The following is a 25,499-nucleotide window of genomic DNA, read 5'->3' on the forward strand; positions in this document are numbered from 1 at the left end:
CCAGATGCAGAACATCGAAACCCACTACCACTGGCAGCTGATGCGCCGGGCGATCGAGCGGCTGGACACGGGACGCGAGATGACCCTTGAAGAGATCGCGGCCGAGATGACCCTCAGCCCCGCCCATTTCCAGCGCCTGTTCTCTCGCTGGGCTGGAATATCGCCCAAGCGGTTCCAGCAGTTCCTGACCCTCGGCCACGCCAAGCGCCTGCTGGCCGAACGGCACACGCTGATCGACACGAGCGGCGAGCTTGGCCTCTCCGGCACCTCGCGTCTGCACGACCTGTTCCTCAGGTGGGAGGCGATGAGCCCTGGCACCTATGCCCGCAAGGGCGAGGGGCTGACGATCGCCTATGCTTCCGCCAACTGCCCCTTCGGACGGATGCTGGCCATGGCGACGCCGCAAGGCCTCGCCGGCCTCGCCTTCACCGAGGAAAGCGGCGACGAGGCCGCCTTTGCCGATCTCTGCGGCCGCTGGCCCGCGGCAACCTACGTCGAGGACGACGCGGCGCTCGCCCCTCATTTCACCGCCATCTCCCAAGGCGGCGAATCCCGGCTGCACCTCATGGGCGGACCGTTCCAGATCAAGGTGTGGGAGGCGCTGTTGGCGATCCCCGAGGGCCGCGTGACCACCTACTCCGAAATCGCCCGCGCCATCGGCCATCCCAAGGCGCACCGCGCGGTCGGCACGGCCGTGGGACGTAATCCGATTTCGTGGCTGATCCCCTGCCACCGGGCGCTCCGCCAGTCGGGCGAGTTGGGGGGGTATCACTGGGGCCTGCCGGTCAAGCGCGCATTGCTGGCCGACGAGGCCGCGCGCACCGGCTTCTGAGGCAGCGAAAACACGCCGTTCACGAGGAATTCTCTGGGAACCGGCAGGCCTTGGCCTATATTACTAAGCCGAGATGTGCGTCTCGCAAAATTCAGAGGACATTCATGATTTCCTTCAAGACTCCGCTCGCCGTTGGCCTGCCCTGCGTTCTGCTGCTGTCGGCCTGCGTGACCTCCACCGGCCCCACCGACCCCAACCGCACCCGTCAGGGCGCGCTGATCGGCTCGGTCGGCGGTGCTCTCGCCGGTGCCGCGCTCGACGCCGACGACAGCAATGACCGCCTGCGCAACGCTGCCATCGGAGCCGTGGTCGGCGGCGGTGCCGGCGCTGCTGGCGGTGCCTTCCTCGACGCGCAGGAGCGCGAACTGCGCCAGCAGCTGGGTACGGGCATCGTGATCCAGAACACCGGCGATGCGCTGATCGTGCGCCTGCCGCAGGACATCCTGTTCGCCACCGACAGCGCTGCGGTGCAAGGGGGCCTGCGCGACGACCTGCAACTGCTCGCCAACAGCCTGCAGAAGTACAACGCGTCGACCGTCGAGATCCAGGGCCACACCGACAATACCGGTGCCGCCGCCTACAACCAGGACCTGTCCGAGCGTCGCGCCCAGGCCGTCAGCTCGATCCTGATCCAGAACGGTGTTTCGCCAGCGCGTCTTCGCGCCGTCGGCTATGGCGAGAACCAGCCGATCGCGTCGAACCTCACCGCCGAGGGCCGTCAGCAGAACCGCCGCGTCGCCGTGGTCATCCGCCCGACGAACTGATCTCACCGGCGATCGCAACGAAAAGGCCCCGTCGCGCATCCCGCGCCGGGGCCTTTTCAGTTCGGGTCGGGCCGGTGGCGATACGAAAGAAAAAGCCCCGGCGCGCGCGCCGAGGCCCTTCCATCTGCCATGAAACAGCGAAGTCAGTGAAGCTTGCGACCAACCGTGTCGATCGACTGGTCGACCAGCGTGGCCGACCGGTTCGCGTCCATCTGCTCGCTCAGAACCTGCCGCGCGGCGGCGACGGCGACGTCGACGGCCTCGTTGCGAACCCGGCGCTTGGCGTCGTCTTCAGCCTGCGCGATCTGGTCCTTCGCAGCGGCCAGGCGACGCTCGATCGAGCGGTCCAGCTCTTTCCGCGACTCTTCGGCCTGGACCTTCGCGTCCTCGCGAGCCGAGGTAACGATGCGGTGCGCCTGGTCCTGCACCTCTTTCTGCTTGCGCTCGTACGAGGCCAGCAGCGTCTGCGCCTCTTCGCGCAGCTGGCGCGCCTCGGCGAGGTCGGACTTGATCCCCGCGGCGCGGTTGTCGAGCATCTTCAGCAGCGTGGAGGGGACCTTGTAGTACAGGATGATCCCCACGAAGACGAGGAAACCGAGCCACACGACGAAGTTGGTGTTGTTCAGCGAGAAGAACGGCCCCGTCGCGGCAAGCGCGGGGGCCGGGGCGGCAAGGGCCGCGGCGGTCAGGATACGGCGCATCAGGCGGCTCCTCCCATCTTGTCGTTAACGGCACGGCTGATCCGCTGGCTGTCGGCCTCGCCGCCAAGGGCGTTGACGAGGGCTTCGGCGGTCTCGCGCGCGATCTGCTCGACATTGGCCGTGGCGCTGTCGCGGATCTCGGCGATGCGGGTCTCGCTTTCGGCCAGCTGCTCGGCGATCTGGGCGTCCGCGCGCTCCATGGCGCGGTTCAGATCGGCCTGCTGCGCGGCGCGGTTCTCTTCGACGATGCGATTTGCCTCGACGCGGGCATCGGCCAGCGACTTGTCGTAGGCCTTCTCGGCCTCGGACGCCTTCAGCTTCAGCTCTTCGGCGGCGGCGATGTCATTGGTGATCGTCCCCTGCCGCTCGGCCAGGACGGCCCCGATCCGGGGCAGCGCGACGCGCGACAGGATGAAATAGATCGCGACCAGCGCGATGATGAGCCAGAAGATCTGGTTCGGATAGGACGAAGGGTCGAGCTGCGGCATACCGGAGGCGACGGCGTCGCCTTCGCCCAGCACGGACTCTCTCGGATCGGTAGCCATCGGCGTCTCCCTGGAAACGGTCGTCCGGGGGCCCGTCATGCAGGCCCCCGGAATTCGGAGAGGTCAGGCGTCGCTCAGACGGCGAACATCAGCAGCAGCGCGACGAGGAACGAGAAGATCCCCAGCGCTTCGGCAAAGGCGATGCCGATGAACAGCGTGGCGGTCTGCGACGCGGCAGCCGACGGGTTGCGCAGGGCGCCGTTCAGGAAGTTCGCCGCAACGTTGCCGACGCCGAGCGCCGCGATGCCGGAACCCAGGCCCGCAAGGCCCGCACCGATGAACTGACCCAGGGTCGAAATATCGCCTTCCATTGAACTCTCTCCTTGGTTGGAAGTGGCGTGAGACACGCGGATGAGCCCGCGCGCCGCAACTTTAGTGATGGGGGTGAAGCGCGTCCTTGAGGTAGACGCAGGTAAGGATGGTGAACACGTAGGCCTGGATGAAGGCCACGAGCACCTCGAGCGCGAAGATCGCCGTGATGGCCAGGATCGGCACGATCGAGAAGATGCCAAGCGCGCCGGCAAAGCCCGCAAACACCTTGAGCACCGCGTGACCGGCCATGATGTTGCCGGCAAGACGGATGGAGTGGCTGACGGGGCGCACGAAGTAGGACACGAGCTCGATGATCGCGAGGATCGGGCGCAGCGCCAGCGGCGCGGACGAGACCCAGAACAGGCGCAGGAAGCTCGCCCCGTTCAGCACGAAGCCCAGGATCGTCACGCCGAGGAACACGATCAGCGCCAGCACCGCGGTGACGGCGATGTGCGAGGTCGGCGAGAAGCTCATCGGGATGAGGGCAAGGAAGTTCGCCAGCACGATGAACATGAACAGCGTCATGATGTAGGGGAAATACTTGACCGCATCGCGGCCCGTCACGTCCTCGACCATCTTGTAGATGAAGCCGTAGGCCAGTTCGGCCACCGATTGCGCACGGCCCGGGATGACCGAGCGGCCGCGGGTGCCGAGGACAAGCAGCAGCGCCGTGCAGAGAACGACGATCAGCATCCACAGCGCGGCGTTGGTCAGGGTGAACATGCCCACGGCGCCGTCCGAGAACAGCGGCTGCACGATGAACTGGTCCATCGGGTGGATGTTGAAGCCCGAGCCGCCCTCATGCGCGACTATCTCGCCCGCGTGGAGCGCGCCGTTGTCAACTATCGTCGCGGCTTCGTGCTGCGCCATCGTCGTCCCTCGTCTCATCGGGCGGCGTCCCGCCCAGCTTCACATCCTTCGCGGTCCGCAGCATCACGTTGATGCCGGCCGCAAAGCCCACGAACACGAACAGCACCAGGAAGATCGGCATTGTGCCGAACAGGCTGTCCAGCCCGTACCCGATGCCAAGTCCCATGACCAATCCGGTCACGAGCTCGATGACCATCCGGTAAGCCACTTCGGCCCCCGAATAGCCCTGCCCCGACGTGCTGGGCGGAGGCGTGTCGCGACGCTTGCGCTCGGCCAGCCGCTTCTCGAGCGCCGCCATGCGGGAGCGCGTCTCCTCGTCCACCATGGGGGCATCCCCTCGACGTTCGACGCGGACCCTATGGCGGGGGGTCGGAACCGTCAAGGCAGGTAAAACCTTTGCTTGTCAGTGGCTTGCCTGCCGCGACCGTCCCGCGCCATATTCAACGTTCCGGTTGAACATCATGCGAAACCGCTTGTCAGCGCCGCGGGAGGCGGCGATGGAGGGTCATGCCCGATCCGCTCGACCTTGCCTTCGCCGCGCTGGCCGACCCGACGCGGCGCCGCATCCTTGCGATGCTGCTCGAGGACGACATGGCGGTGACGGATGTGGCGGCCCCCTTCACCGTCTCGCTGGCCGCGATCTCGAAGCACCTGGCGATCCTCACCCGCGCGGGGCTCGTCAGCCAGGAGCGGCGTGGTCGGGTCGTGTGGTGCAAGCTGGAACCCGACGCCCTGCGCATCGCGAGCGTATGGATGCAAGGCTTCGGCCAATTCGATGCGGTCGAGCTCGACCAGCTCGAACGCCTGCTGTCCGCCGAGCGGCTTTTGCCTCCTGCGGACGACTAGCGCACCACGCCTTCCCAGTCGGCGGCAGCCTTCTTGAGGTGCCGCAGGAAGCTTTGCACCTTCGTGCTCCGGTGCAGGTCCACATGTGTGACCAGCCAAAGCGATACGCTCCACTCCTCGCGCGGCGGCATGACCTCGACCAGCCCTCTCGCATTGGACGGCGTCGAGAACCCCAACCCCGCCCCGGCCCGCACCGCGTCCAGCATCACGCGCGCCTCCGTCGTGCGCAGAACGGTCCGCGCCTCGGGCACCGTCCGCGCCATCCACTGGTAGAACGGCGCGCGCGACGCGGCATCCTCGGGGCCGACGAAACCATGCCCGGCGAGCTCGGCATCGGTGCGCGGCAGGCCGTGTCGATCGAGGTAATTCTGCGCAGCATAGAGCGCGAAGGCGAGCCGCCCCAGGGGCTGCACCACGTTGTCAGGGTCGTCGGGCGCGTTGCCCGCCCGGATCGCCACATGCGCCTCGCCGTATTCCAGGCGGAACACCCGGTCGCCGTGGAGCGCGTGAATCGTGACATCGCGATGCGCCTGCTGGAAGTCCACGAGGGCGGGCGTCAGGAGGTTCGACAGGATTTCCAGCGACGTGACAACCAGATCCCCCGCGACCCCCTCGCCCTTGCCCTTCAGCCGCCCGGCGAGCTGCGCGAACTGGTCGTCAGTGGCCTGTGCCACGCGCAGCAGGTCGTGCCCGGCTTCGGTCGCGGTGTAGCCCCGCGCGTGCCGCTGGAACAGCTTGACGCCCAACTGCCCCTCGAGCGCGTCGATGTGACGGATCACCGTGGCGTGATGCACGCCCAGGGCCTGCGCCGCTCCGCTGACCGTACCGATCCGCGCCACCTGATAGGCAGTGCGGACTTCGTCCCAAGTCGAAATGGCCATTATTCTCGTCTGTGCTTTGGTGAACAGATGCCGGCGGATTACGAGCCTTATCTGCGCTTGTCCAGCTTCCTAGATGATCCTCACTACTTAACACAAAAGAGAGATTAGCCATGAAACGCACCATCGCAGCAACCGCCCTCGCCCTCGTCGCCCTCTCCGCGCCCGCCTTTGCGCAGACCGCCCCGACGTCCGGCGTCTACCCGGTTCCGAGCCCCGCGTCCGCGCAGCAGACCCGCGACTCGAACGGCTTCCGCATCGCCGACGTGACGAGCGCGCATTCTCCCCGCGTTCAGAAGATCTTCGACGAGCTCCGCGCCGAAAAAGGCACGGGTACCACCCATTGAGGTCGGTCACGGAACCCATTGCGGGAGGGCATGGTTTCCTTGCCAATCATTGACAGGAGCTGTGCCATGACCCCGACCGCCCGCAATATCGCCCTCGCCGCGGCGGCCACCATTCTTCCGGCCGCTGCGGCAGCTCTGACCTATCCCGACCGCACCCGCCGGCTTGGCCACACCATTGGCGACCGCGTGTCCTCTCTTTTCGATGACAGCCTCTTCAAGACCGACTCGCACATCCGCGGCGCGCGCCACACCATCGGCGACCGCGCGCATGACGTGTACGACGCCACCGCCGCCGAACTCGAAGACCGCACCCGCCGCATCATGCGCAGCCTCGACGAGCTGGCGCACCGGCTCGATCCGCGCGACCTCGACGACAGCTACGATACGCCGCGGGTTTCGCCGCTGACGATCATCGGCGGCGGCATCGCCGCGGCGCTGGTCGTGCCGACGGTGCTGACGGCGATCTTCGCGCCGCAGAAGCTGCGCAGCGCCCGCGATGCGGTGGCCGGCTATTTCACGAGCGAGGAAGAGATTGCAGAGGAATTGAACCGCGTCACCGACCGCCTGAACTCCCTCTCGGCCGATCTCGACAAGCAGCGGTCGAGCAATTTCGACGACGTCGTGAATGCCGCCAAGAAGGATGATTGACCGCGCCGGCCCGGTGTTGCGCGCCGGGCTGACGCTCGTCTTCCTCTATTTCGGCATCGAAAAGCTCCTCGGCCAGCCCTCAATCGTGGCGCTTTACGCGGAAACGGGGCTCGGCCAGTGGCCGCGTTACGTCGCCGGCGCGATCGAGACGGTGTCCGCCCTGATCCTCTGGACCGCCGCCGCGCCCGTGGGTGCGTTGGCGCTGATGGTGGTGACCGTGACGGGTTTCGCCGCCCGCGTCCTCTTCGTCGGCCCGCCGCTCGTGCACCTGCTGGCGCTCTTCATTCTTGCGACGACGCTTCTGGTGATCGACTTGCGTCGCAGTTGACACCGGCCCCTCACTCTCATATCTGAGCGTCGTTTCCGGGAGTCTCAGGCTTCCGGTCCCGGCGCTTTGCCGGGATCGCCCCCCGCCAGCGAGTTTCGCCCGCGGGGGCGAATTCCGTATGAAACCAAGGGGGCACCCGCGCCATGTTCGAGAACCTGTCCGAGCGCCTCTCCGGCGTCTTCGACCGCCTCACCAAGCAGGGCGCCCTGTCGGACGAGGACGTCAAGACTGCCCTCCGCGAGGTCCGCGTCGCCCTTCTGGAAGCCGACGTTTCGCTTCCCGTGGCCCGCGACTTCGTCAAGCGGGTGCAGGACAAGGCCACCGGCCAGGCGGTGACGAAGTCCGTCACGCCGGGCCAGCAGGTCGTGAAGATCGTCCATGACGAGCTGGTCCACACCCTCGCCGGCGATACCGAAGACCCCGGCAAGCTGCGCATCGACAGTCCCCCTGCCCCGATCCTGATGGTCGGCCTCCAGGGCTCGGGCAAGACGACGACCACCGCCAAGCTCGCCAAGCGCCTCAAGGATCGCGACGGCAAGCGGGTGCTGATGGCGTCGCTCGACACCAACCGCCCCGCCGCGATGGAGCAGTTGCAGATTCTCGGCGTCCAGATCGGCGTCGACACCCTGCCCATCGTCAAGGGTGAAACTCCCGTCCAGATCGCCCGCCGCGCCAAGACGCAGGCCTCGCTTGGCGGCTACGACGTCTACATGCTCGACACCGCAGGTCGCCTTCATATCGACCAGGAGCTGATCCAGCAGGCCGCCGAGGTTCGCGACGTCACCAACCCGCGCGAGACCCTCCTCGTCGTCGACGGCCTGACCGGTCAGGACGCGGTGAACGTCGCGACCGAGTTCGACGACAAGATCGGCGTCACCGGCGTCGTCCTGACCCGGATGGACGGCGACGGCCGCGGCGGTGCCGCCCTGTCCATGCGCGCGGTCACCGGCAAGCCGATCCGCTTCGTCGGCCTCGGCGAAAAGATGGACGCCCTCGAAACCTTCGAGCCCGAGCGCATCGCCGGCCGCATCCTCGGCATGGGCGACATCGTGGCCCTCGTGGAAAAGGCGCAGCAGACGCTCGAGGCCGAGCAGGCCGAGCGCATGATGAAGCGCTTCCAGAAGGGTCAGTTCAACATGAACGACCTGCGCCAGCAGCTTGAGCAGATGATCAAGATGGGCGGCATGGAAGGCCTGATGGGCATGATGCCCGGCATGGGCAAGATGCAGAAGCAGGTCGCCGAGGCCGGGATGGACGACAAGGTCATCACCCGCCAGATCGCCCTGATCCAGTCCATGACCAAGAAGGAGCGCGCCAACCCGCAGATCCTCCAGGCCAGCCGCAAGAAGCGGATCGCGCAGGGCGCGGGCATGGAAGTCTCCGACCTGAACAAGCTTCTCAAGATGCATCGCCAGATGGCGGACATGATGAAGAAGATGGGCAAGGGCGGCATGATGAAGAAGATGATGGGCCAGATGATGGGCAAGGGCGGCCCGTCCGAGGCTGATATGGCCGCCGCTCAGGCCCAGATGAAGGGCATGGGCGGCCAGAACCCGTTCGGCGGCGCCGGCGGCCTGCCCCAGGGTCTCTCGGGCTTCGGAAAGAAGAAGTGAGCGTCGCCGCCGCCATCCCCCGGCTCGAGGTCGGCGACCTGGTGCTGCGCGCACCGGCCGCGTCCGATCTCGACGCCCATGCCGCGTTCCGCGCCTCGGACCGGTCGCGCCATGTCGGCGGGCCGTGGCCGGACCGCGCCTCGGCGTGGCACCACCTGTGCGGCGCCGCCGGGCAATGGGTCCTGCGTGGCTACGGCCGGTGGATCGTCGCCGACCGTGCGACCGACGCGCCCCTAGGCCTCGTCGGCCTGCACCACCCCGACGAATGGCCCGAACCCGAAATCGGCTGGTCCGTCTATGCCGGGGCCGAGGGCCGCGGCATCGCCTTCGCCGCCGCGGCGGCCGCGCGCGCCTACGCCTACGACACCCTTGGCTGGCGTACCGTGATGAGCGCTGTGGCCCCCGAGAACACGCGCTCCATGAACCTGGCTGCGCGCATGGGCTGCAAGCCGGACGGCTCGTTCCAGTTCAACGGGACGGACGTTGCGATCATGCGCCACCCCGGCCCCGAGGCGCTTCAATGACCGCGCGCCCCTTCCCCCGGATCGGCCGCCCCGGTGCCGCGCCGACCATCACGACCGAGCGTCTGACGCTCCGGCCGATGACGCTGGGCGACTGGCCGCTCTATCGCGACACGATGGGCAGCGACCGCAGCACCCACATGGGCGGCCCCTTCGCCGAGAACGCCGCCTGGGCGATGTTCACCTCGGACATCGCGGGCTGGACCATCACCGGCGCGGGCGCCCTGGCGATCGAGACCAACGGCACGACCGTCGGTCAGGTCGGGTTGAATGACATCCCGGCCTTCCCCGACCTCGAACTCGGCTGGATGCTGTATGGCGGCCACGAGGGGCACGGATACGCGACCGAGGCCGCGGCAGCCGTCCTCGACTGGACGCGGGTCGAGCTGTCGCCCGCAAGCCTCGTCTCGTACGTGGCGCCCGACAACGCACGCTCGGCCGCCGTGGCCCGCCGCATCGGCGGGACCGAGGACGCGACCGCCCCGCGCCCCGAGCCCGAGACCCTCGTCTTCCGCCACCTGGGAGACGCGGCATGACCGAACCTGTCCTCGACGACCTCCGCCAGCGGATCGACCGGCTCGACGCGATCCTGATCCACACCCTAGCGGAGCGATTCCGCCAGACCGCCAAGGTCGGCGACCTGAAGGCGAAGGGCGGGATGCCCGCCCTCGACCCCGACCGCGAGGCGCAGCAACGCGCCCGCATCGAAGCGCTCGCGACGGAAACGGGGCTCGACCCCGAGTTCGCGCGCCAGATACACGGCCTGATCGTCGATCGGGTCAAGGAAAACCACAGAAAAATCTCAGGAGAACAATGACATGTCCATGAAGATCCGGCTCGCCCGTGGCGGCTCGAAGAAGCGCCCCCACTACTCGATCGTCGCCGCCGACAGCCGCTATGCGCGCGACGGCCGCTTCGTCGAGAAGCTCGGCACCTATAACCCGCTCCTGCCCAAGGGCGACGAGCGCCGCGTGATCATGAACCTCGAGCGCGTGCAGTACTGGATGTCCCACGGCGCACAGCCCACCGACCGCGTCTCGCGCTTCCTCGAAGCCGCCGGCGTCGTCGAGAAGAAAGAGCGCGCCAACCTCGAGAAGGCCAAGCCCGGCAAGAAGGCCGAGGAGCGCGCGAAAGAGAAGGCCGACAAGGCCGCTGCCGCCGCCGAAGCCCCGGCCGAAGCACCCGCCGAAGAAAGCGCGGAGTAATCCGCGCCTTGGCCATGCAAAGGCCATACGCGAGCGCCCGGGCGGACCTCCGCCCGGGTAGCGCGCCCGCATCGGGGACCTTGACATGAGCCGCACCTGCGTCGGCGCGATTGCGGGCTCTTTCGGGGTCAAAGGCGAGGTCCGCCTCAAGAGCTTCTGCGCCCAGCCGGAAGCCATCGCGGCCTATTCCCCTGTCGAAACCGAGGATGGGCGCACCTTCGACATCCGCCTTGGCGTGACGCTGACGGCGGGCTTTGCGGCGCGTCTGACCGGCGTCAACACGCGCGAAGAGGCCGAGGCGCTGAAGGGCACGCGGCTCTACGTGCCCCGCGACCGGCTGCCCGACCCCGACGAGGACGAGTTCTACCACATGGACCTCGTCGGCTTGCAGGTCGTCGATACGGGCGGTGCCGAGGTCGGGCGCGTGCTTGGCGTGGTCGAACAGCCCGGGGGCGACCTGCTCGAGCTTTCGGCCCCCGGCCGATCCGAGACGCTGCTGATCCCCTTCACAAAGGCGATCGTCCCGACGGTCGACGTTGCCGCTGGCCGGATCGTCGTCGATCCGCCCGAGGGTCTGATCGACGACTGAGGAACCGCAGGGGGCAGGCTTTGGTTGGCGTGGGAATGGCGGGTCGTCCGCCCCACCCAAACCAAGGTTTGCGCCCATGCTCGAACTAATTCTCATTCTTCTGGCCGTTGCGGCCATCGCCTCGCTGCTCGGCTTCGGCCGGGTTTCGGGCGTCGCCCTGACCGGCGCCAAGGTCCTGATCTTCGTCGCACTGATAGCGTTCCTCCTGATCCTGCTCGGGATCATCGCTATCGCCTGAGGTAGGGGGCACCTGCCCCCTACCCGATCCGCGGCGGTGGACCTTGACAAGACGCCGTGCCGGGGCCACCGGAACCGGCATGTCCGACACGCCCTCACGGTCTCACGGCCGCCTCAGCATCTCTGCCTCTGCCAAGCCGCGCGACCTCATGGACGGCGCGCCCCGCCTGCATGGTGCGTGGGAGGCCCGGGTGATCACCCTGTTCCCCGAGGCATTTCCGGGGACGCTCGGCCTCAGCCTGACCGGCAAGGCGCTGCAAGAGGGCCTCTGGCGGCTGACGCCCATCGACCTGCGTCCCTTCGGCGAGGGCAGGCACCGCAATGTCGACGATACGCCGACGGGCGGGGGTGCCGGCATGGTCCTGCGGCCCGACGTGGTCGACCGCGCGCTGAGGGTGGCGGCACAGGGGGTGCCGGCGGATCGCGAGGAATGGCCGGTCATCTACCTGTCGCCCCGCGGCCGGCCCTTCGATCAGCGGACCGCGGAACGGCTGAGCCGCGCGCAGGGCATGACGCTGCTTTGCGGCCGGTTCGAGGGGGTGGACCAGCGCGTGCTCCAGGCTCACCACGTCGAAGAGATCAGCCTCGGCGACTTCGTGATGACCGGGGGCGAGATCGCAGCACAGGCCTTGATCGACGCGGCCGTGCGCCTTATACCGCGCGTGCTTGGGAATCAAGCCAGCACGGAGGAGGAGTCATTCTCCGATCATCTGCTGGAGCATCCCCAATACACGAAACCCGCCAGCTGGTCCGGCTTTGAGACGCCCGAGGTTCTTCTTTCGGGTCATCACGGCAAGATCGCGGAATGGCGGCGGGACCAGGCCGAGAGGCTGACGAAGGAACGGCGACCTGATCTCTGGCGGGCTTATCGTGCGGCGCATGGTAGGGACCCGGGCGAAGACCAAGAGCTCTGAGGCGCAAGACACCTCCGGGGGAAAACCCTGGGCAGAGATAGGAGTGACAGGCATGGACCTGATCGCACAACTCGAAGCCGAGCAGATTCAGGAGCTCGGCAAGGAAATTCCGGACTTCAAGGCCGGCGACACCATCCGCGTGGGCTACAAGGTCACCGAGGGCACCCGCACCCGTGTGCAGAACTACGAAGGCGTCTGCATCAGCCGCAAGAACGGCCGCGGCATCGCCGGCTCGTTCACCGTGCGCAAGATCAGCTTCGGCGAGGGCGTGGAGCGCGTGTTCCCCCTCTATTCGACCAATGTGGAATCGATCACGGTCGTCCGTCGCGGCAAGGTACGCCGCTCGAAGCTGTATTTCCTGCGCGCGCGCCGCGGCAAGTCGGCCCGTATCGTCGAGCAGACGAACTATCGCGCCCCCAAGGCCGATACCGCTTCCACCGCCTCGCAGCAGACCGACAAGTAAGGAGCCGGACCATGAAAAAGGACACCCATCCCGACTACCACGTGGTCGACATCAAGCTGGTCAACGGCGACGTCGTTCAGATGCGCAGCACCTGGGGCAAGGAAGGCGACCAGTTGGCGCTGGACATCGACCCGTCCGTGCACCCCGCCTGGACCGGCGGCTCGACCCGCCTGATGGATACCGGCGGCCGCGTGTCGAAGTTCAAAAACAAGTACAAGGGCCTCGGCTTCTGATCGACGCCTCGGCTTGAAGGATCCTCGCCCGCGCAACCTGACGGTGGCGCGGGCGACTTGCGTTTGGGGCGTCCCCCGATGGGGAATGGGCCTGCGATCAGGACCCTGACCGGCAGAGGGCCGGAATAACCGCAATGGCATTGCATCGTTTCGACCAGAGTGAAGTACCCGCACCCGCCCGGCTTCGCCCACCCCCGTGCTGCTGCGGTTTGCGCGACACTCTCCCGGCGCGCTTGGGGCGGAGGCCCGCCGTCCGTTCACAGGTGGCCCCCAGCGCTTCCATTGCCGGTACTTCGCCAATATAGGCAGGGGGAAAAGGTAACGAATAGCGAGCGGTATGGCGCATATAATCGTCGTCGGGAACGAGAAGGGCGGGTCGGGCAAGTCCACGACCTCGATGCACGTGGCGACGGCGCTCGCCCGGATGGGGCACAAGGTGGGGGCGCTGGACCTCGACCTGCGCCAGCAGAGCTTCGGTCGCTATATCGAAAACCGGCTATCGTTCATGGAATCCTCCGGGCTCGATCTTCCGACCCCGGAATGGCGCCTTCTGCCCGACCCCGACCCCGAGGCCATCGCCCCCGGCGAGAACGTGCAGGATCACCGCCTCACCAGCGCTGTGGCGGAGCTGGGGGACCGCGCCGACTTTGTCCTGATCGATTGCCCCGGCTCGCACACACGGCTCAGCCAGGTCGCTCACAGTCTCGCCGACACGCTGATCACGCCCCTGAACGACAGCTTCGTGGACTTCGACCTTCTGGCCCGCGTCGATGGCAACACCAACAAGATCCTCGGCCCCTCTGTCTATTCCGAGATGGTGTGGAACGCGCGCCAGCTTCGCGCCCGCGCCGGGATGCCGCCGATCGACTGGATCGTGGTGCGCAACCGTCTTGGCTCACAGCAGATGCGCAACAAGAAGCGTGTGGGAGATGCGGTCGAGAACCTCGCAAAGCGCATCGGCTTCCGCGCCTGCCCGGGCTTTTCCGAACGCGTTATCTTCCGCGAGCTATTCCCGCGTGGCCTGACGCTGCTGGACCTGAAGGATTTGGGCGTGGGCGGACTGAACCTGTCGAACGTCGCCGCGCGGCAAGAGCTGCGCGACCTGCTGCGCACCCTGAACCTGCCCGGCGTGGGCGTCGATTTCTGACGCCCGGACGCTCACGGCAAAAAAAGGGGCCGGATCACCGGCCCCTGAAGCGTCAGAGATTGGGTTGCTTCGGCGATAGACCGATGTGGCTTCCCATCGCCATCATGTCCGACAACAGCTTGGCCGCGTCGTCGGTCGGCCCGGGCTGGTTGTGAGACGCCTCGATCGACTTGCGCTGCTTCTCGGCAACCTCGTCGATCATGCGGTCCAGAATTTCCTGGCTCATCTCGTCGCGGTGGTAGCTTTCCTCGGCCAGCACCGAGATGCCCTCCGGGGTGATCTGCGCGAAACCACCGGTGACGACGTACTCGTCCGTCCCCTGCTCGCCCTCGACATGCAGCACACCGGGCCGCAGCGTGGTGATGAGCGGTGCGTGATTTGCCATGGCGGTAAGATCGCCCTCGGCGCCCGGAAGCTTGACGGCGCTCGCCTTGTACGAGGCGATCCGCCGCTCGGGGCTGACGAGGTCGAACTGCATCATGTCGGCCATTCAGGTTCTCCTTGGAGACGGGTGCGCGGGCTGGCCGCGCACCGCGTGGATCAGGCGTTCTCGCTCATGCGCTCGGCCTTGGCCTTAACGTCCTCGATGCCGCCGACCATGTAGAACGCCCCTTCGGGAAGGTGGTCGTACTCGCCGGCCACAACCGCCTTGAAGGACGAGATCGTGTCCTCGATCGGCACCTGCACGCCATCCGAGCCGGTAAACACCTTGGCGACGTCGAAGGGCTGCGACAGGAACCGCTGGATCTTGCGGGCCCGCGACACGGTCGCCTTGTCGTCTTCCGACAGTTCGTCCATGCCAAGGATCGCGATGATGTCCTGCAGTTCCTTGTAGCGCTGCAGGATGCCCTGCACGTCACGCGCAACCTGGTAGTGCTCTTCGCCCAGGATGGACGGGTCCATCAGGCGCGAGGTCGAGTCGAGCGGGTCCACGGCCGGGTAGATGCCCTGCTCGGAGATCGAGCGCGACAGAACCGTGGTGGCGTCGAGGTGGGCAAAGGTCGTGGCAGGCGCGGGGTCGGTCAGGTCGTCCGCGGGAACGTAGACGGCCTGGATCGAGGTGATCGAGCCCGACTTGGTCGAGGTAATCCGCTCCTGCATCTGGCCCATGTCTGTGGCCAGAGTCGGCTGGTAGCCCACGGCCGAAGGGATACGACCCAGAAGCGCCGACACCTCGGAGCCCGCCTGCGTGAAGCGGAAGATGTTGTCGACAAAGAACAGCACGTCAGAACCCGACTGGTCGCGGAAGTGCTCGGCCAGCGTCAGGCCCGACAGGGCGACGCGCATCCGCGCTCCCGGCGGCTCGTTCATCTGGCCGTAGACCAGGGCCACCTGGGACTCGGTCAGGTTGTCCGGCTTGATGACGTTCGATTCGACCATCTCGTGGTAGAGGTCGTTGCCCTCACGCGTCCGCTCACCCACGCCGGCGAACACGGAGTAGCCCGAGTGCACCTTCGCGATGTTGTTGATCAGTTCCATGATCAGAACCGTCTTGCCCACGCCGGCACCGCCGAAGAGGCCGATCTTGCCGCCCTTCGAATACGGGGCGAGCAGGTCGATGACCTTGATGCCGGTCACGAGGATCTCGGACGAGGTCGCCTGCTGCGCGAATTCCGGCGCCTTCTGGTGGATCTCGCGGTATTCGGTCGTCTCGATCGGTGCACCTTCGTCCACCGGCTGGCCGATGACGTTCATGATCCGGCCGAGCGTCGCGTCGCCCACGGGCATCTTGATCGCGCCGCCGGTGTCACGGACTTCCTGACCGCGGACGAGGCCCTCGGTCGCGTCCATCGCGATGGTCCGGACGGTGTTCTCGCCGAGGTGCTGGGCAACCTCGAGGACAAGGCGGTTGCCGTGGTTCTCGGTTTCGAGCGCGTTGAGGATTGCCGGCAGGTGTTCGTCGAACTGAACGTCGACGACGGCGCCGATGACCTGGGTCACTCTGCCTTTTGCGTCAGCCATGGTGTTTCTCCGGTTCGTCTTAGAGCGCCTCGGCGCCCGAAATGATTTCGATCAGCTCGTTCGTGATGACGGCCTGGCGGGTCCGGTTGTATTCGCGGTTCAGGTTCTCGACCATGTCATCCGCGTTCCGCGTCGCGCTGTCCATCGCGGACATCCGCGCACCCTGCTCCGAGGCGCCGTTCTCCAGAAGCGCCGCGAAGATCTGCGTCGCCACGCCGCGAGGCAGCAGGTCGGCCAGGATCGCCTCTTCCGAGGGCTCGTAGTCGAACAGCGTATTGCCGGCGGCGCTGTCGCCTTCGGGCCGGTCGAAGGTCGCCGGGATGATCTGCTGTTCCGTCGGGATCTGCGTCATCACGTTCTCGAACTCGCCATAGTAGATGTAGGCGACGTCGAATTCGCCCCCATCGAACCGGTCGAGCACGTTCTTCGCGATGCCCTGCGCGTCACCATAGCCGACGCGCTTCACGTCCGTCATGTCGACGTGGTCGATCAGCATGTCGCCATAGGTCCGGCGCAGAACCGCGCGGCCCTTCTTCCCGACGGTGATGATCTTGACCGTCTTGCCCTCGGACACGAGCTGGCGGATCCGCGCGCTCGCCTTCTTCGCGATGTTCGTGTTGAAGCCGCCGCACAGCCCCTTCTCGGCCGTCATGACGACGAGCAGATAGGTCTGCTCCTGCCCCGTGCCGCGCAGCAGAAGCGGCGCGGTGGGGCTGTCGCCGACGGACGAGGCCAGTTGCCCCATCACGCCGTTGAACTGCTCTGCATAGGGGCGCGCGTTCTCGGCGGCCTCCTGGGCACGGCGAAGCTTGGCCGCCGCGACCATCTGCATGGCCTTCGTGATCTTCCTGGTGTTCTTGACCGAGGAGATCCGGTTCTTGAGGTCCTTCAGGTTGGCCATTCAGCCCTCCTCCTTCGCCGTTCCGGCCGGTTTACGAAAAGTCCGCGGCGTATTCGTCGAGAACCTTCTTCAGCCGGTCGGCCGCGTCACCCTTGATCTTGGGATCCTCGTTGGTCAGCCAGTCCAGAACGTCGCGATGCTGATTGCGCAGGAAGGACAGCAGGCCCTCTTCGTAGCGACGGATGTCGCCCACGGCGACGTTGTCCAGGTAGCCCTGCGTGCCGGCGAAGATCACGCAAACGATCTCGGCGTTGGTCAGCGGCGCGTATTGCGGCTGCTTCATCAACTCGGTCAGGCGCTTGCCGCGGTTCAGCTGCTTCTGCGTCGCCGCGTCGAGGTCGGACCCGAACTGCGCGAAGGCGGCCATCTCGCGGTACTGCGCAAGCTCCAGCTTCACGGGGCCGGCGACCGACTTCATCGCGTTGGTCTGCGCGGACGAGCCGACGCGCGACACCGACAGACCAGTGTTCACGGCGGGGCGGATGCCTTGGTAGAACAGGTCGGTCTCGAGGAAGATCTGGCCGTCGGTGATCGAGATCACGTTGGTCGGGATGAACGCCGAGACGTCGCCGCCCTGGGTCTCGATGATCGGCAGAGCCGTCAGCGAGCCGTTGCCGTACTCGTCGCCCAGCTTGGCCGAACGCTCGAGGAGCCGCGAGTGGAGGTAGAACACGTCGCCCGGGTAGGCTTCACGGCCGGGCGGGCGGCGCAGCAGAAGCGACATCTGGCGGTAGGCCACGGCCTGCTTCGACAGGTCGTCGTAGATGATGAGGGCGTGGCGGCCGTTGTCGCGGTAGTACTCGGCCATCGCGGTGGCGGTGTAGGGCGCGAGGTACTGCATCGGCGCCGGCTCGGAGGCGGTCGCGGACACGACGGTCGTGTATTCGATCGCGCCGGTCTCTTCGAGCTTCTTGACCAGTTGGGCAACGGTCGACCGCTTCTGGCCGATCGCGACGTAGATGCAGTAGAGCTTGTCACCCTCGTTCGTGGCGGCATCGTTGTAGGATTTCTGGTTCAGGATCGCGTCCATCGCCACGGCGGTCTTGCCGGTCTGACGGTCGCCGATGATCAGCTCGCGCTGGCCGCGGCCGATCGGGATCATGGCGTCGATGGCCTTGAGGCCGGTCGCCATGGGCTCGTGGACCGATTTCCGCGGCATGATGCCGGGGGCCTTCACGTCCGCGACGCGGCGCTCGGCATAGGCGATCTCGCCCTTGCCGTCGATGGGCTGGCCGAGGCCGTCGACCACGCGGCCGAGCATCGCGTCACCCACGCCCACGTCCACAATGGAGTTGGTGCGCTTGACGGTGTCGCCTTCCTTGATGTCGCGGTCGGTGCCGAAGATCACGACGCCGACATTGTCGCTTTCCAGGTTCAGGGCCATGCCCTGGATGCCGTTCGGAAACTCGACCATCTCGCCGGCCTGGACGCTGTCGAGGCCGTAGACGCGGGCGATCCCGTCACCGACGGACAGCACGCGACCGACCTCCGCGACCTCGGCTTCTTGCCCGAAGTTCTTGATCTGATCCTTGAGGATCGAGGAAATCTCGGAAGCTTGGATGCCCATTTATCCGACCTCTTTCATGGTGTTCTGGAGGGTGTCGAGCTTCGAGCGGATCGACGTGTCGATCATCTTCGAGCCGACCTTGACGACGAGGCCGCCGATGAGGCGTTCGTCGACGGAAAGGTTGATGTTGACGTCCCGGCCGATGGCCTGCTTCAGCGCCTCGGAAAGGCGGGTGCGCTGGTCGTCCGACAGCTCGTGCGCGGCGGTCACCTCGGCGGTGACCTCGCCGCGCTCGCGTGCGATCATTTCACGCAGCTGCCCGGCCAGCTGGCGCAGCACGAAGAGGCGCCGCTTCTGCGCCATGAGCTGCAGCGTGTTCGCAGTGATGTGGTGCAGGCCCATCTTCTCGGCCAGCGCGGCGATCGCGCGGCGCTGCTCTTCGCGCGTGTAGATCGGCGAGTGGATCAGGTCGCGAAACGCCTCGCTTTCCTTCAGCGCCGACGTGAGCAGGTCAGCGTCGTTCGCGACCTGGTCGATGGAATCATCTTCCTTCGCCAGCTCGAAAATGGCCGTGGCATAGCGTTGCGCAATGCCGGATGAGATCGAAGTCGGTTCGGACACGTCCACCCTTTCGATGTTACTCGCACACCAAACCCGCGTCCGTCGGGCGCGAGGCTTGCTGTGCCGGGGCTTGGGCCGAAGGCCCGTCGTGGAAAATCGCGCTTGATCTAGCAGAGGGTTCACGGGGCCGCAACCGCGCAAAGCAGGGCGCCAATCGCCGCGCCTCACCCGTTGGCGCACCGTCCGTCATCTTCCTGCAACGCCCGTCCCGGCACCGGCCGCCCGACCCCCTCGAGGATACGCAAGGGCGTGCGCTCGACGGCGCCCACGCCCCCGGCCCGCGCCGGTACCTGCTTGGTCGCCTCGACCATCAGCACCCCTCCGGCAAAGCGCCCGGTGATCGACCGGCCCCACTTTTCCATCAATCCGCCAGAGCGCAGCCAGAATGGCTTTTCGGATACCGGCTGATACAGCGCCGCCGCGTGGCCCTGCGGCTTGAAGTCGTAACTGCGCAACTGCCCCTCGAGCTGGGACAGGCTGTAGGGCCGGCCATAGCCGAACGGCGTCCGGTCGTTTCGCGCCCACAGGCCCGCCCGGTTCGGCACGATGAACAACGCGCGGCCCCCCGGCCCCAGAACCCGGTAGCACTCTTGCAGGAGCCGCCCCGGCGTGTCCGACGTCTCGAGCCCGTGGAGCAGAATCAACTTGTCCAGAAATCCCGTCTGCAGGGGCAGCAGGGTCTCTTCGCACAGGACCGAGATGTTCCCCTGCCCCGGCGGCCAGGCCATCACGCCCTGCCCACCCGGCATCAACGCCACCGTCCGGCGCGCTTCGCCCATCAGCGGCCGCAGCAGCGGCACGGCGAAACCGTAGCCAGCCACGGTATCTCCGCCGGCGTTCGGCCAGAACGAGCGGACCTGCTCGCGGATCACCTTCTGCGCCGCACGGCCAAGCTTCGTGCGGTAATAGAAGTTTCGCAGATCCTGCACGTCCAGATGCATTGCCGCCCGGCCCCTCCGGCTTACCGTTCCGTGCAGAACATACCGTCTCTGGAGGGCATGCCAATGACCATGGAAATCGTCACCGTACCGTGTCGTACGGACAACTATGCGTTCCTCCTGCACGAGGGCGGGCGGACCGCACTGGTCGATGCGCCCGAGGCCGCGCCGGTCCTCGACGCACTGTCCGAACGGGGATGGTCGCTCGACGAGGTCTGGATCACCCACCACCATCCGGACCATGTTGAAGGCCTGCCCGACCTGAGAAAGGCGCATCCTGGCCTCAGCGTCACCGGCGGTCGCGAGGATGCGCACCGTCTGCCCAGGCTCGACCGCGAGGTCGGCGACGGCGATGCCTTCCAGTTCGAGGGGCACGAAGTGCGCGTGATCGACGTGTCGGGTCACACGATCGGGCATATCGCCTTCCACGTCCCCGACGCAGACGCCGCCTTCACCGCCGACAGCCTGATGGCACTCGGCTGCGGGCGGGTGTTCGAGGGCACCCCCGAGATGATGTGGCAGAGCCTGAGCAAGCTCGCCGCCCTGCCCGACCAGACGGTGATCTATTCCGGCCACGAATACACCCTGAACAACGGTCGCTTCGCGCTGACGGTCGAGCCGGGGAACGACGCGCTGAAGAAACGGGTGGCCGCGGTCGAGGCCGCCCGCGCCGAAGGGCGGTTCACGGTCCCCTCGACGCTGGCCGAGGAAAAGGCGACCAACCCGTTCCTCCGGGCCTCCTTGCAGGAGGTCAAAGAGGCCATATCTATGCCTCACGCGGACGACGCAGCCGCGTTCGCCGAAATCCGTTCCCGGAAGGACGCCTTCTGATCCCGTGCCCGCGGGCAGCGTTTCCTTTCGCCAACCTTGCGTCATTGTTTCGCAACTCACGATAAATGTGACGAAGCGCGACCAGAAATTGCTTGAAGCTGAGCCCACAACAACCAAGCTTTAAGTTTACGAGGCCACGATGGGGGAGACGCTCCCTTGCGTTGCCCCGCCCGAACGATAAGGAGCACCCCCGTGCCGTCATTCTCCACCACGCTCGAGCAAGCCATCCACCAGGCACTCGCCCTCGCGAACACGCGGCGGCACGAACTCGCGACGTTGGAGCACCTCCTGCTCGCCCTCACGGACGAGCCGGACGCGGCCAAGGTCATGCGTGCCTGTTCCGTCGATCTCGAAGAGCTGAAGCAGTCGCTGGTGGATTTCATCGACGACGACCTTTCGACCCTCGTGACCGAGATCGAGGGCAACGAGGCCGTCCCGACCGCCGCGTTCCAGCGCGTGATCCAGCGCGCCGCCATCCACGTCCAGTCTTCCGGCCGGTCCGAAGTCACCGGGGCCAACGTTCTGGTCGCCATCTTCGCCGAACGTGAATCCAACGCCGCCTTCTTCCTGCAGGAGCAGGAGATGACCCGTTACGACGCGGTCAACTTCATCGCCCACGGCGTGGCCAAGGACCCCGCTCAGTCTGAAAGCCGCTCGGTCTCGGGTGCGCCCGAGGAAGACGCCGAAGAGGATGCCCAAGTCGAGGACGTCGACACCAAGGACTCCGCGCTCGCGAAATACTGCGTGGACCTGAACAAGAAGTCGCTGAAGGGTGACGTCGACCCCCTGATCGGGCGCGAGCACGAGGTCGAGCGCTGCGTGCAGGTCCTCTGCCGTCGCCGCAAGAACAACCCGCTGCTCGTGGGCGATCCCGGCGTGGGCAAGACCGCCATCGCCGAGGGGCTCGCCAAGAAGATCGTCGAGGGTCAGACGCCCGAGGTTCTGTCCGGCACCACGATCTATTCGCTCGACATGGGCGCTCTGCTTGCCGGCACCCGCTATCGCGGCGACTTCGAAGAGCGGCTGAAGGCCGTCATGACCGAGATGGAGGAACACGAGGACGCCGTGCTCTTCATCGACGAGATCCACACCGTGATCGGCGCCGGCGCGACCTCGGGCGGCGCGATGGACGCGTCGAACCTGCTGAAGCCCGCACTTCAGGGCGGCAAGCTGCGCTGCATGGGCTCGACCACCTACAAGGAGTTCCGCCAGCACTTCGAGAAGGACCGCGCCCTGTCGCGCCGGTTCCAGAAGATCGACGTGAACGAGCCGACCGTGGATGACAGCGTGAAGATCCTCGAGGGCCTCAAGCCCTACTTCGAGCAGCACCACGACATCCGCTACACTCACGACGCGATCAAGACCGCGGTCGAGCTGTCGGCCCGCTACATCAACGACCGCAAGCTGCCCGACAAGGCGATCGACGTGATCGACGAGGCGGGCGCGGCTCAGCATCTCGTGGCGCAGTCCAAGCGGCGCAAGACCATCGGCACGAAGGAGATCGAGGCCGTCGTCGCCAAGATCGCCCGCATCCCGCCCAAGAACGTCTCGAAGGACGATGCGGCGGTGCTGAAGGATCTGGAGAACACGCTGAAGCGCGTCGTGTTCGGCCAGGACCAGGCGATCACCGCTCTGTCCAGCGCGATCAAGCTGTCCCGCGCCGGCCTGCGCGAGCCCGAAAAGCCGATCGGCAACTACCTCTTCGCCGGCCCGACGGGCGTCGGCAAGACCGAGGTGGCCAAGCAGCTTGCAGACACGCTTGGCGTCGAACTGCTGCGGTTCGACATGTCGGAATACATGGAGAAGCACGCGGTTTCGCGCCTGATCGGTGCGCCTCCGGGCTATGTCGGCTTCGACCAGGGTGGCATGCTGACCGACGGCGTCGACCAGCACCCGCACTGCGTGCTGCTACTAGACGAGATCGAGAAGGCCCACCCGGACGTGTTCAACATCCTCCTGCAGGTGATGGACCACGGCAAGCTGACCGACCATAACGGCCGATCGGTGGATTTCCGCAACGTGATCCTGATCATGACGTCGAATGCCGGTGCCTCGGACATGGCCAAGGAAGCCATCGGCTTCGGCCGCGACAAGCGCGAGGGCGAGGATACCGCCGCGATCGAGCGGACCTTCACCCCCGAGTTCCGCAACCGTCTGGACGCGGTGATCTCGTTCGGCTCGCTGCCGAAGGAAGTGATCATGCGGGTGGTCGAGAAGTTCGTCCTCCAGCTCGAGGCGCAACTGATGGACCGCAACGTCTCGATCGAGCTGACCGCCGAGGCCGCGGAATGGCTTGCCGACAAGGGCTACGACGACAAGATGGGCGCACGTCCGCTGGGTCGCGTGATCCAGGAGCACATCAAGAAGCCGCTGGCCGAAGAGCTGCTGTTCGGCGATCTGGCAAAGGGCGGCGTGGTGCAGGTGAGCGTGAAGGATGGCGCCATCGACCTGCGCATAAACCCGCCCGAGACCAAGCGGCTCTCGTCCAAGCGGCCGCCGCTTCTGACCGCCGAGTAGTCCAGAAAACGCCCCGGTTTCCGACCGGGGCGTTTTTTCTTGTCCAACAGCGGTTCGAACAGCGGCGGGCTCAGCGCTCGGTCAGCTTCAACTCGATCCGGCGGTTGGCCGCCCGCGCGGCCGGTGTGGTGCGCGGATCGACAGGGCGATATTCGCCGAAGCCCGTGGGCGCGAGGCGCCATTCCGGGAAGCCCAGATCATCGGCCATGAACCGCACGACCGACAAGGCGCGCGCCTGGCTGAGCTCCCAGTTGTCGTCGAAATTCGCGGTATCGGACAGCGGCACGTCGTCCGTATGCCCGTCCACGCGGATCACCCAGTCAATATTGTCCGGGATCTCGTCCGCCACCTCTTCCAGCAGGTTGGCCACGCGCCGGACCTGCTCGCGCCCAGCCGTCGACAGGTCCGCCGAGCCCGAGGGGAACAGCACCTCGGACGAGAAGACGAAGCGGTCGCCCACGATCTGCACGCCCTCCCGGTCGCCCAGGACCTCGCGCAGCCTGCCGAAGAACTCGGACTGGTAGTTCTCGAGCCGCTGCCGTTCGGCCGCTTCCAGCTCGGCGATGCGCCTTTGCTCCATTGCCTCGCGGGCCAGGGCGGCGTTCAGTTCCGCGCCGAGGGTTTCGATCCGGGCCGCACTTTCCGCATCGGCCTCCTCGGCCGCGTCCAGAAGCCCCTGCAGGCTGCCAAGCTGGTCGCGCAGTTCGGCCACCTGAGCGTTGAGGGCGGCGACCTCGCGCTGCCGCGCGTCGCTGACCTGCTCCTCCTCGGCCAGACGCTCGCGCGCCGTGGCCAGAAGCGCATCGCGACGTTCCGCCTCGTCGAGTTGCTCCCGGGTCCTGTTCTCGGCCTCGAGCTTCAGCGCGAGGGCCTCTTCAAGCTGCTCGCGCAGGTCTGCCTGCGTATTTCGAGCCGCATCCAGTGCCTGTGCCTCGCTTTGCGCCGCGGCAAGCTCGGCGGCCAAGCGATCGCGCTCGTCAGCTTCGCGGCCAGCTTCGGCACGCAATTCGGCGACTTCGGCCTCGGCGGCCTCCAACTCGGCGCGGGCATTCTCGAGATCACCCTGAAACGCCAGCCGCGCCGCCCTTGCAGCGTCGAGGGCATCCGCGATCGACGCCAGCTCCCGCGCCTGCGCATCCTGTTGCGCGAGGGCTTCTTGCAAAAGCGCCTCCGATCGTTCCGCTCGAGTCAGCGCCTCGGTCCGGGCGTCGCGGGCGCTGGCTAGTTCCGACTCGGCGCCGGACGCGCGCTCTTCGGTCGAGGCGAGTTCGGTCCGCAGATCTTCGGTTGTCTCGTCCAGTTCAGCGCTGCGCGCCTGCGCCTCCGCCAGCGATGCTTCGAGGCTGTCGCGCTGGTCGGCCGCCTGGTCGCGCGAAAGCAGCGCGGCGAGGAGGCGATCGTTGAGGTCCGCCCGGGCCACTTCGGCCGCCGCGAGAAGGGTCAGCGTCTCTTCAGCCTCGCGGCGCTGCTCTTCGAGCGCAAGCGACATGGCGGTCAGTTCCGCGTCACTTTCCTGCAGCCGGGCCCGCAACGCTTCGGCCGCGGCAGCTTCGGCCAGGCGAGCGGCCTCTTCCTCGGACAAGTCCGCCTCGAGCGAGGCCACCTGCGCATCGGTCGCGGCGATCCGCTCGGCGTCCTGCTCGGCCTCCGTCTCGAGATCCGCGATCAGCGCCTGCAGCGCCTCGCGCCGGGCGGCGGCCAGGCGGGCCTGCTCGGCGGCGGCATCGACCTCGTCCCGCGCCTGCGCCAGCGCGAGGTTCAGCGCCTCCTGCTCGGACACCAGCTCGGCCTCGCGCGTCTGCAGGCTGTCCCGTTCGTCCTGCAGGCCGGCGATCCGGGCGCGATCCTCGTCGCGCGCGGCCAGAAGCGAGGCGACCTGATCCTCGAAGCTGGCGATCTGCGCCGATTGTTCGCCCACCCGGTTGCGCAGCGAGGTGATGACGTCACCCTGCCGTGCAGCCTCGGCGCTGAGAGTGTCGCGTTCGCCGGCGAGGCGTTCTGCCCGGTCGGTCGCCGCGCCAAGCGCACGGGCAAGGCTCGTCAGTTCCAGGTTCAACTCGTCGAGCTGGCTTTCCTGGCCGGAGATCTCTTCGCGCAGGACGAATTGCACGACGATGAAGATCGTCAGCACGAACGTCATGACCATCAGCAGCGACGTCACCGCATCGACGAATCCGGGCCAGATATTCGCCGTGACCCGCTGAGAAGACCGTCGCGAAAGTGGCATGG

32 protein-coding genes are annotated in these 25,499 nt (G+C 66.7%); 19 read left to right on the forward strand and 13 right to left on the reverse strand.

What is annotated here, in order from left to right; translation table 11 throughout:
• The first annotated feature begins 4 nt into the window (after nt 1-4).
• Nucleotides 5-832, forward strand: coding sequence for a methylated-DNA--[protein]-cysteine S-methyltransferase (locus tag PAM7066_RS05040; RefSeq protein WP_090928770.1), 828 nt, complete (start codon nt 5-7; stop codon nt 830-832).
• A gap of 104 nt (nt 833-936) precedes the next feature.
• The gene (locus PAM7066_RS05045) at nt 937-1,596 is read left to right on the forward strand and encodes a YiaD family glycine zipper/OmpA-like lipoprotein (RefSeq protein WP_085853050.1); all 660 of its coding nucleotides are present in this window, start codon (nt 937-939) and stop codon (nt 1,594-1,596) included.
• A 143-nt stretch (nt 1,597-1,739) separates the two neighbouring features.
• On the opposite strand, the gene PAM7066_RS05050 is transcribed toward PAM7066_RS05045, so the two are convergent.
• The 5 genes from PAM7066_RS05050 to PAM7066_RS05070 all read right to left on the reverse strand — a co-directional run bounded on the left by PAM7066_RS05050 (nt 1,740) and on the right by PAM7066_RS05070 (nt 4,349).
• Nucleotides 1,740-2,297: a F0F1 ATP synthase subunit B gene (locus tag PAM7066_RS05050; RefSeq protein ID WP_085853051.1), complete on the reverse strand. Its 558-nt coding sequence runs from the start codon at nt 2,295-2,297 to the stop codon at nt 1,740-1,742.
• Nucleotides 2,297-2,842, reverse strand: a complete 546-nt coding sequence (locus PAM7066_RS05055) for a F0F1 ATP synthase subunit B' (RefSeq protein ID WP_085853052.1) — start codon at nt 2,840-2,842, stop codon at nt 2,297-2,299. The genes PAM7066_RS05050 and PAM7066_RS05055 overlap by 1 nt, the downstream gene beginning before the upstream one ends.
• Before the next feature lie 74 nt (nt 2,843-2,916).
• Nucleotides 2,917-3,153: a F0F1 ATP synthase subunit C gene (locus tag PAM7066_RS05060; protein ID WP_085853053.1), complete on the reverse strand. Its 237-nt coding sequence runs from the start codon at nt 3,151-3,153 to the stop codon at nt 2,917-2,919.
• Between the two features lie 61 nt (nt 3,154-3,214).
• The gene (locus PAM7066_RS05065; RefSeq protein WP_245749599.1) at nt 3,215-3,925 is read right to left on the reverse strand and encodes a F0F1 ATP synthase subunit A; all 711 of its coding nucleotides are present in this window, start codon (nt 3,923-3,925) and stop codon (nt 3,215-3,217) included.
• Between the two features lie 67 nt (nt 3,926-3,992).
• Entirely contained in the window at nt 3,993-4,349 is a 357-nt protein-coding gene (locus tag PAM7066_RS05070) for an AtpZ/AtpI family protein (RefSeq protein ID WP_085853055.1), read from the reverse strand.
• A 182-nt stretch (nt 4,350-4,531) separates the two neighbouring features.
• Between PAM7066_RS05070 and PAM7066_RS05075 the strand changes: the two genes are divergently transcribed.
• On the forward strand, nt 4,532-4,870 hold the full coding sequence (locus PAM7066_RS05075) for an ArsR/SmtB family transcription factor (RefSeq protein ID WP_085853056.1): 339 nt from the start codon (nt 4,532-4,534) through the stop codon (nt 4,868-4,870).
• Here the strand turns inward: PAM7066_RS05075 and PAM7066_RS05080 are convergent.
• Nucleotides 4,867-5,751, reverse strand: coding sequence for a LysR family transcriptional regulator (locus tag PAM7066_RS05080; RefSeq protein ID WP_085853057.1), 885 nt, complete (start codon nt 5,749-5,751; stop codon nt 4,867-4,869). The two genes, PAM7066_RS05075 and PAM7066_RS05080, sit on opposite strands and share 4 nt — an antisense overlap.
• A gap of 110 nt (nt 5,752-5,861) precedes the next feature.
• Here PAM7066_RS05080 and PAM7066_RS05085 point away from each other — a divergent pair, with 110 nt between their 5' ends.
• The 14 genes from PAM7066_RS05085 (at nt 5,862) to PAM7066_RS05150 (ending at nt 13,993) form a co-directional block, all read left to right on the forward strand.
• The gene (locus PAM7066_RS05085) at nt 5,862-6,095 is read left to right on the forward strand and encodes a hypothetical protein (protein ID WP_085853058.1); all 234 of its coding nucleotides are present in this window, start codon (nt 5,862-5,864) and stop codon (nt 6,093-6,095) included.
• Between the two features lie 66 nt (nt 6,096-6,161).
• The gene (locus tag PAM7066_RS05090) at nt 6,162-6,743 is read left to right on the forward strand and encodes a hypothetical protein (protein ID WP_085853059.1); all 582 of its coding nucleotides are present in this window, start codon (nt 6,162-6,164) and stop codon (nt 6,741-6,743) included.
• The gene (locus tag PAM7066_RS05095; protein ID WP_139214949.1) at nt 6,736-7,071 is read left to right on the forward strand and encodes a hypothetical protein; all 336 of its coding nucleotides are present in this window, start codon (nt 6,736-6,738) and stop codon (nt 7,069-7,071) included. Before PAM7066_RS05090 ends, PAM7066_RS05095 begins: the two co-directional genes overlap by 8 nt.
• Nucleotides 7,072-7,214: 143 nt before the next feature.
• On the forward strand, nt 7,215-8,684 hold the full coding sequence (ffh, locus tag PAM7066_RS05100) for a signal recognition particle protein (protein ID WP_085853061.1): 1,470 nt from the start codon (nt 7,215-7,217) through the stop codon (nt 8,682-8,684).
• Nucleotides 8,681-9,208, forward strand: a complete 528-nt coding sequence (locus PAM7066_RS05105; protein ID WP_245749589.1) for a GNAT family N-acetyltransferase — start codon at nt 8,681-8,683, stop codon at nt 9,206-9,208. The genes ffh and PAM7066_RS05105 overlap by 4 nt, the downstream gene beginning before the upstream one ends.
• Nucleotides 9,205-9,741 (forward strand): GNAT family N-acetyltransferase, encoded by a 537-nt coding sequence (locus tag PAM7066_RS05110; protein ID WP_085853062.1) that lies wholly within the window; start codon nt 9,205-9,207, stop codon nt 9,739-9,741. The genes PAM7066_RS05105 and PAM7066_RS05110 overlap by 4 nt, the downstream gene beginning before the upstream one ends.
• The gene (locus tag PAM7066_RS05115) at nt 9,738-10,022 is read left to right on the forward strand and encodes a chorismate mutase (RefSeq protein ID WP_085853063.1); all 285 of its coding nucleotides are present in this window, start codon (nt 9,738-9,740) and stop codon (nt 10,020-10,022) included. The genes PAM7066_RS05110 and PAM7066_RS05115 overlap by 4 nt, the downstream gene beginning before the upstream one ends.
• A gap of 1 nt (nt 10,023) precedes the next feature.
• The gene (gene rpsP, locus PAM7066_RS05120; RefSeq protein ID WP_085853064.1) at nt 10,024-10,410 is read left to right on the forward strand and encodes a 30S ribosomal protein S16; all 387 of its coding nucleotides are present in this window, start codon (nt 10,024-10,026) and stop codon (nt 10,408-10,410) included.
• An 85-nt stretch (nt 10,411-10,495) separates the two neighbouring features.
• Nucleotides 10,496-10,999, forward strand: coding sequence for a ribosome maturation factor RimM (rimM, locus tag PAM7066_RS05125; RefSeq protein WP_085853065.1), 504 nt, complete (start codon nt 10,496-10,498; stop codon nt 10,997-10,999).
• Between the two features lie 76 nt (nt 11,000-11,075).
• Complete coding sequence (locus PAM7066_RS05130; RefSeq protein ID WP_085853066.1) at nt 11,076-11,237, forward strand: DUF1328 family protein; 162 nt, start codon at nt 11,076-11,078, stop codon at nt 11,235-11,237.
• A gap of 79 nt (nt 11,238-11,316) precedes the next feature.
• Complete coding sequence (gene trmD, locus PAM7066_RS05135) at nt 11,317-12,150, forward strand: tRNA (guanosine(37)-N1)-methyltransferase TrmD (RefSeq protein ID WP_085853067.1); 834 nt, start codon at nt 11,317-11,319, stop codon at nt 12,148-12,150.
• 52 nt (nt 12,151-12,202) lie between these two features.
• On the forward strand, nt 12,203-12,613 hold the full coding sequence (rplS, locus tag PAM7066_RS05140; protein WP_085853068.1) for a 50S ribosomal protein L19: 411 nt from the start codon (nt 12,203-12,205) through the stop codon (nt 12,611-12,613).
• A gap of 11 nt (nt 12,614-12,624) precedes the next feature.
• A complete protein-coding gene (gene rpmE, locus PAM7066_RS05145) occupies nt 12,625-12,846 on the forward strand; it encodes a 50S ribosomal protein L31 (RefSeq protein ID WP_085853069.1) in 222 nt (73 codons plus the stop codon).
• A 337-nt stretch (nt 12,847-13,183) separates the two neighbouring features.
• The gene (locus tag PAM7066_RS05150; RefSeq protein ID WP_085853070.1) at nt 13,184-13,993 is read left to right on the forward strand and encodes a division plane positioning ATPase MipZ; all 810 of its coding nucleotides are present in this window, start codon (nt 13,184-13,186) and stop codon (nt 13,991-13,993) included.
• Nucleotides 13,994-14,045: 52 nt separating this feature from the next.
• Here the strand turns inward: PAM7066_RS05150 and PAM7066_RS05155 are convergent, their stop codons facing one another.
• The 6 genes from PAM7066_RS05155 to PAM7066_RS05180 all read right to left on the reverse strand — a co-directional run bounded on the left by PAM7066_RS05155 (nt 14,046) and on the right by PAM7066_RS05180 (nt 19,925).
• A complete protein-coding gene (locus tag PAM7066_RS05155) occupies nt 14,046-14,483 on the reverse strand; it encodes a F0F1 ATP synthase subunit epsilon (RefSeq protein ID WP_085853071.1) in 438 nt (145 codons plus the stop codon).
• 50 nt (nt 14,484-14,533) lie between these two features.
• Nucleotides 14,534-15,955, reverse strand: a complete 1,422-nt coding sequence (gene atpD, locus PAM7066_RS05160; RefSeq protein WP_085853072.1) for a F0F1 ATP synthase subunit beta — start codon at nt 15,953-15,955, stop codon at nt 14,534-14,536.
• Between the two features lie 19 nt (nt 15,956-15,974).
• Nucleotides 15,975-16,856 (reverse strand): F0F1 ATP synthase subunit gamma, encoded by an 882-nt coding sequence (locus PAM7066_RS05165; protein ID WP_085853073.1) that lies wholly within the window; start codon nt 16,854-16,856, stop codon nt 15,975-15,977.
• A 31-nt stretch (nt 16,857-16,887) separates the two neighbouring features.
• Nucleotides 16,888-18,423: a F0F1 ATP synthase subunit alpha gene (atpA, locus tag PAM7066_RS05170; RefSeq protein WP_085853074.1), complete on the reverse strand. Its 1,536-nt coding sequence runs from the start codon at nt 18,421-18,423 to the stop codon at nt 16,888-16,890.
• Complete coding sequence (locus tag PAM7066_RS05175; protein WP_085853075.1) at nt 18,424-18,990, reverse strand: F0F1 ATP synthase subunit delta; 567 nt, start codon at nt 18,988-18,990, stop codon at nt 18,424-18,426.
• Between the two features lie 158 nt (nt 18,991-19,148).
• The gene (locus PAM7066_RS05180) at nt 19,149-19,925 is read right to left on the reverse strand and encodes a methyltransferase domain-containing protein (RefSeq protein ID WP_085853076.1); all 777 of its coding nucleotides are present in this window, start codon (nt 19,923-19,925) and stop codon (nt 19,149-19,151) included.
• A gap of 63 nt (nt 19,926-19,988) precedes the next feature.
• On the opposite strand from PAM7066_RS05180, the gene gloB reads away from it, so the two are divergent.
• Together gloB and clpA are read left to right on the forward strand one after the other, a co-directional pair.
• Entirely contained in the window at nt 19,989-20,753 is a 765-nt protein-coding gene (gene gloB, locus PAM7066_RS05185) for a hydroxyacylglutathione hydrolase (protein WP_175484570.1), read from the forward strand.
• A 192-nt stretch (nt 20,754-20,945) separates the two neighbouring features.
• Entirely contained in the window at nt 20,946-23,270 is a 2,325-nt protein-coding gene (gene clpA / locus PAM7066_RS05190) for an ATP-dependent Clp protease ATP-binding subunit ClpA (protein WP_085853078.1), read from the forward strand.
• A gap of 70 nt (nt 23,271-23,340) precedes the next feature.
• Here the strand turns inward: clpA and PAM7066_RS05195 are convergent, their stop codons facing one another.
• A complete protein-coding gene (locus PAM7066_RS05195) occupies nt 23,341-25,497 on the reverse strand; it encodes a peptidoglycan -binding protein (RefSeq protein WP_085853079.1) in 2,157 nt (718 codons plus the stop codon).
• Nucleotides 25,498-25,499 lie beyond the last annotated feature (2 nt).

The sequence above is a fragment of the Palleronia marisminoris genome, from assembly GCF_900172315.1.
Classification (GTDB): Bacteria; Pseudomonadota; Alphaproteobacteria; order Rhodobacterales; family Rhodobacteraceae; genus Palleronia; species Palleronia marisminoris.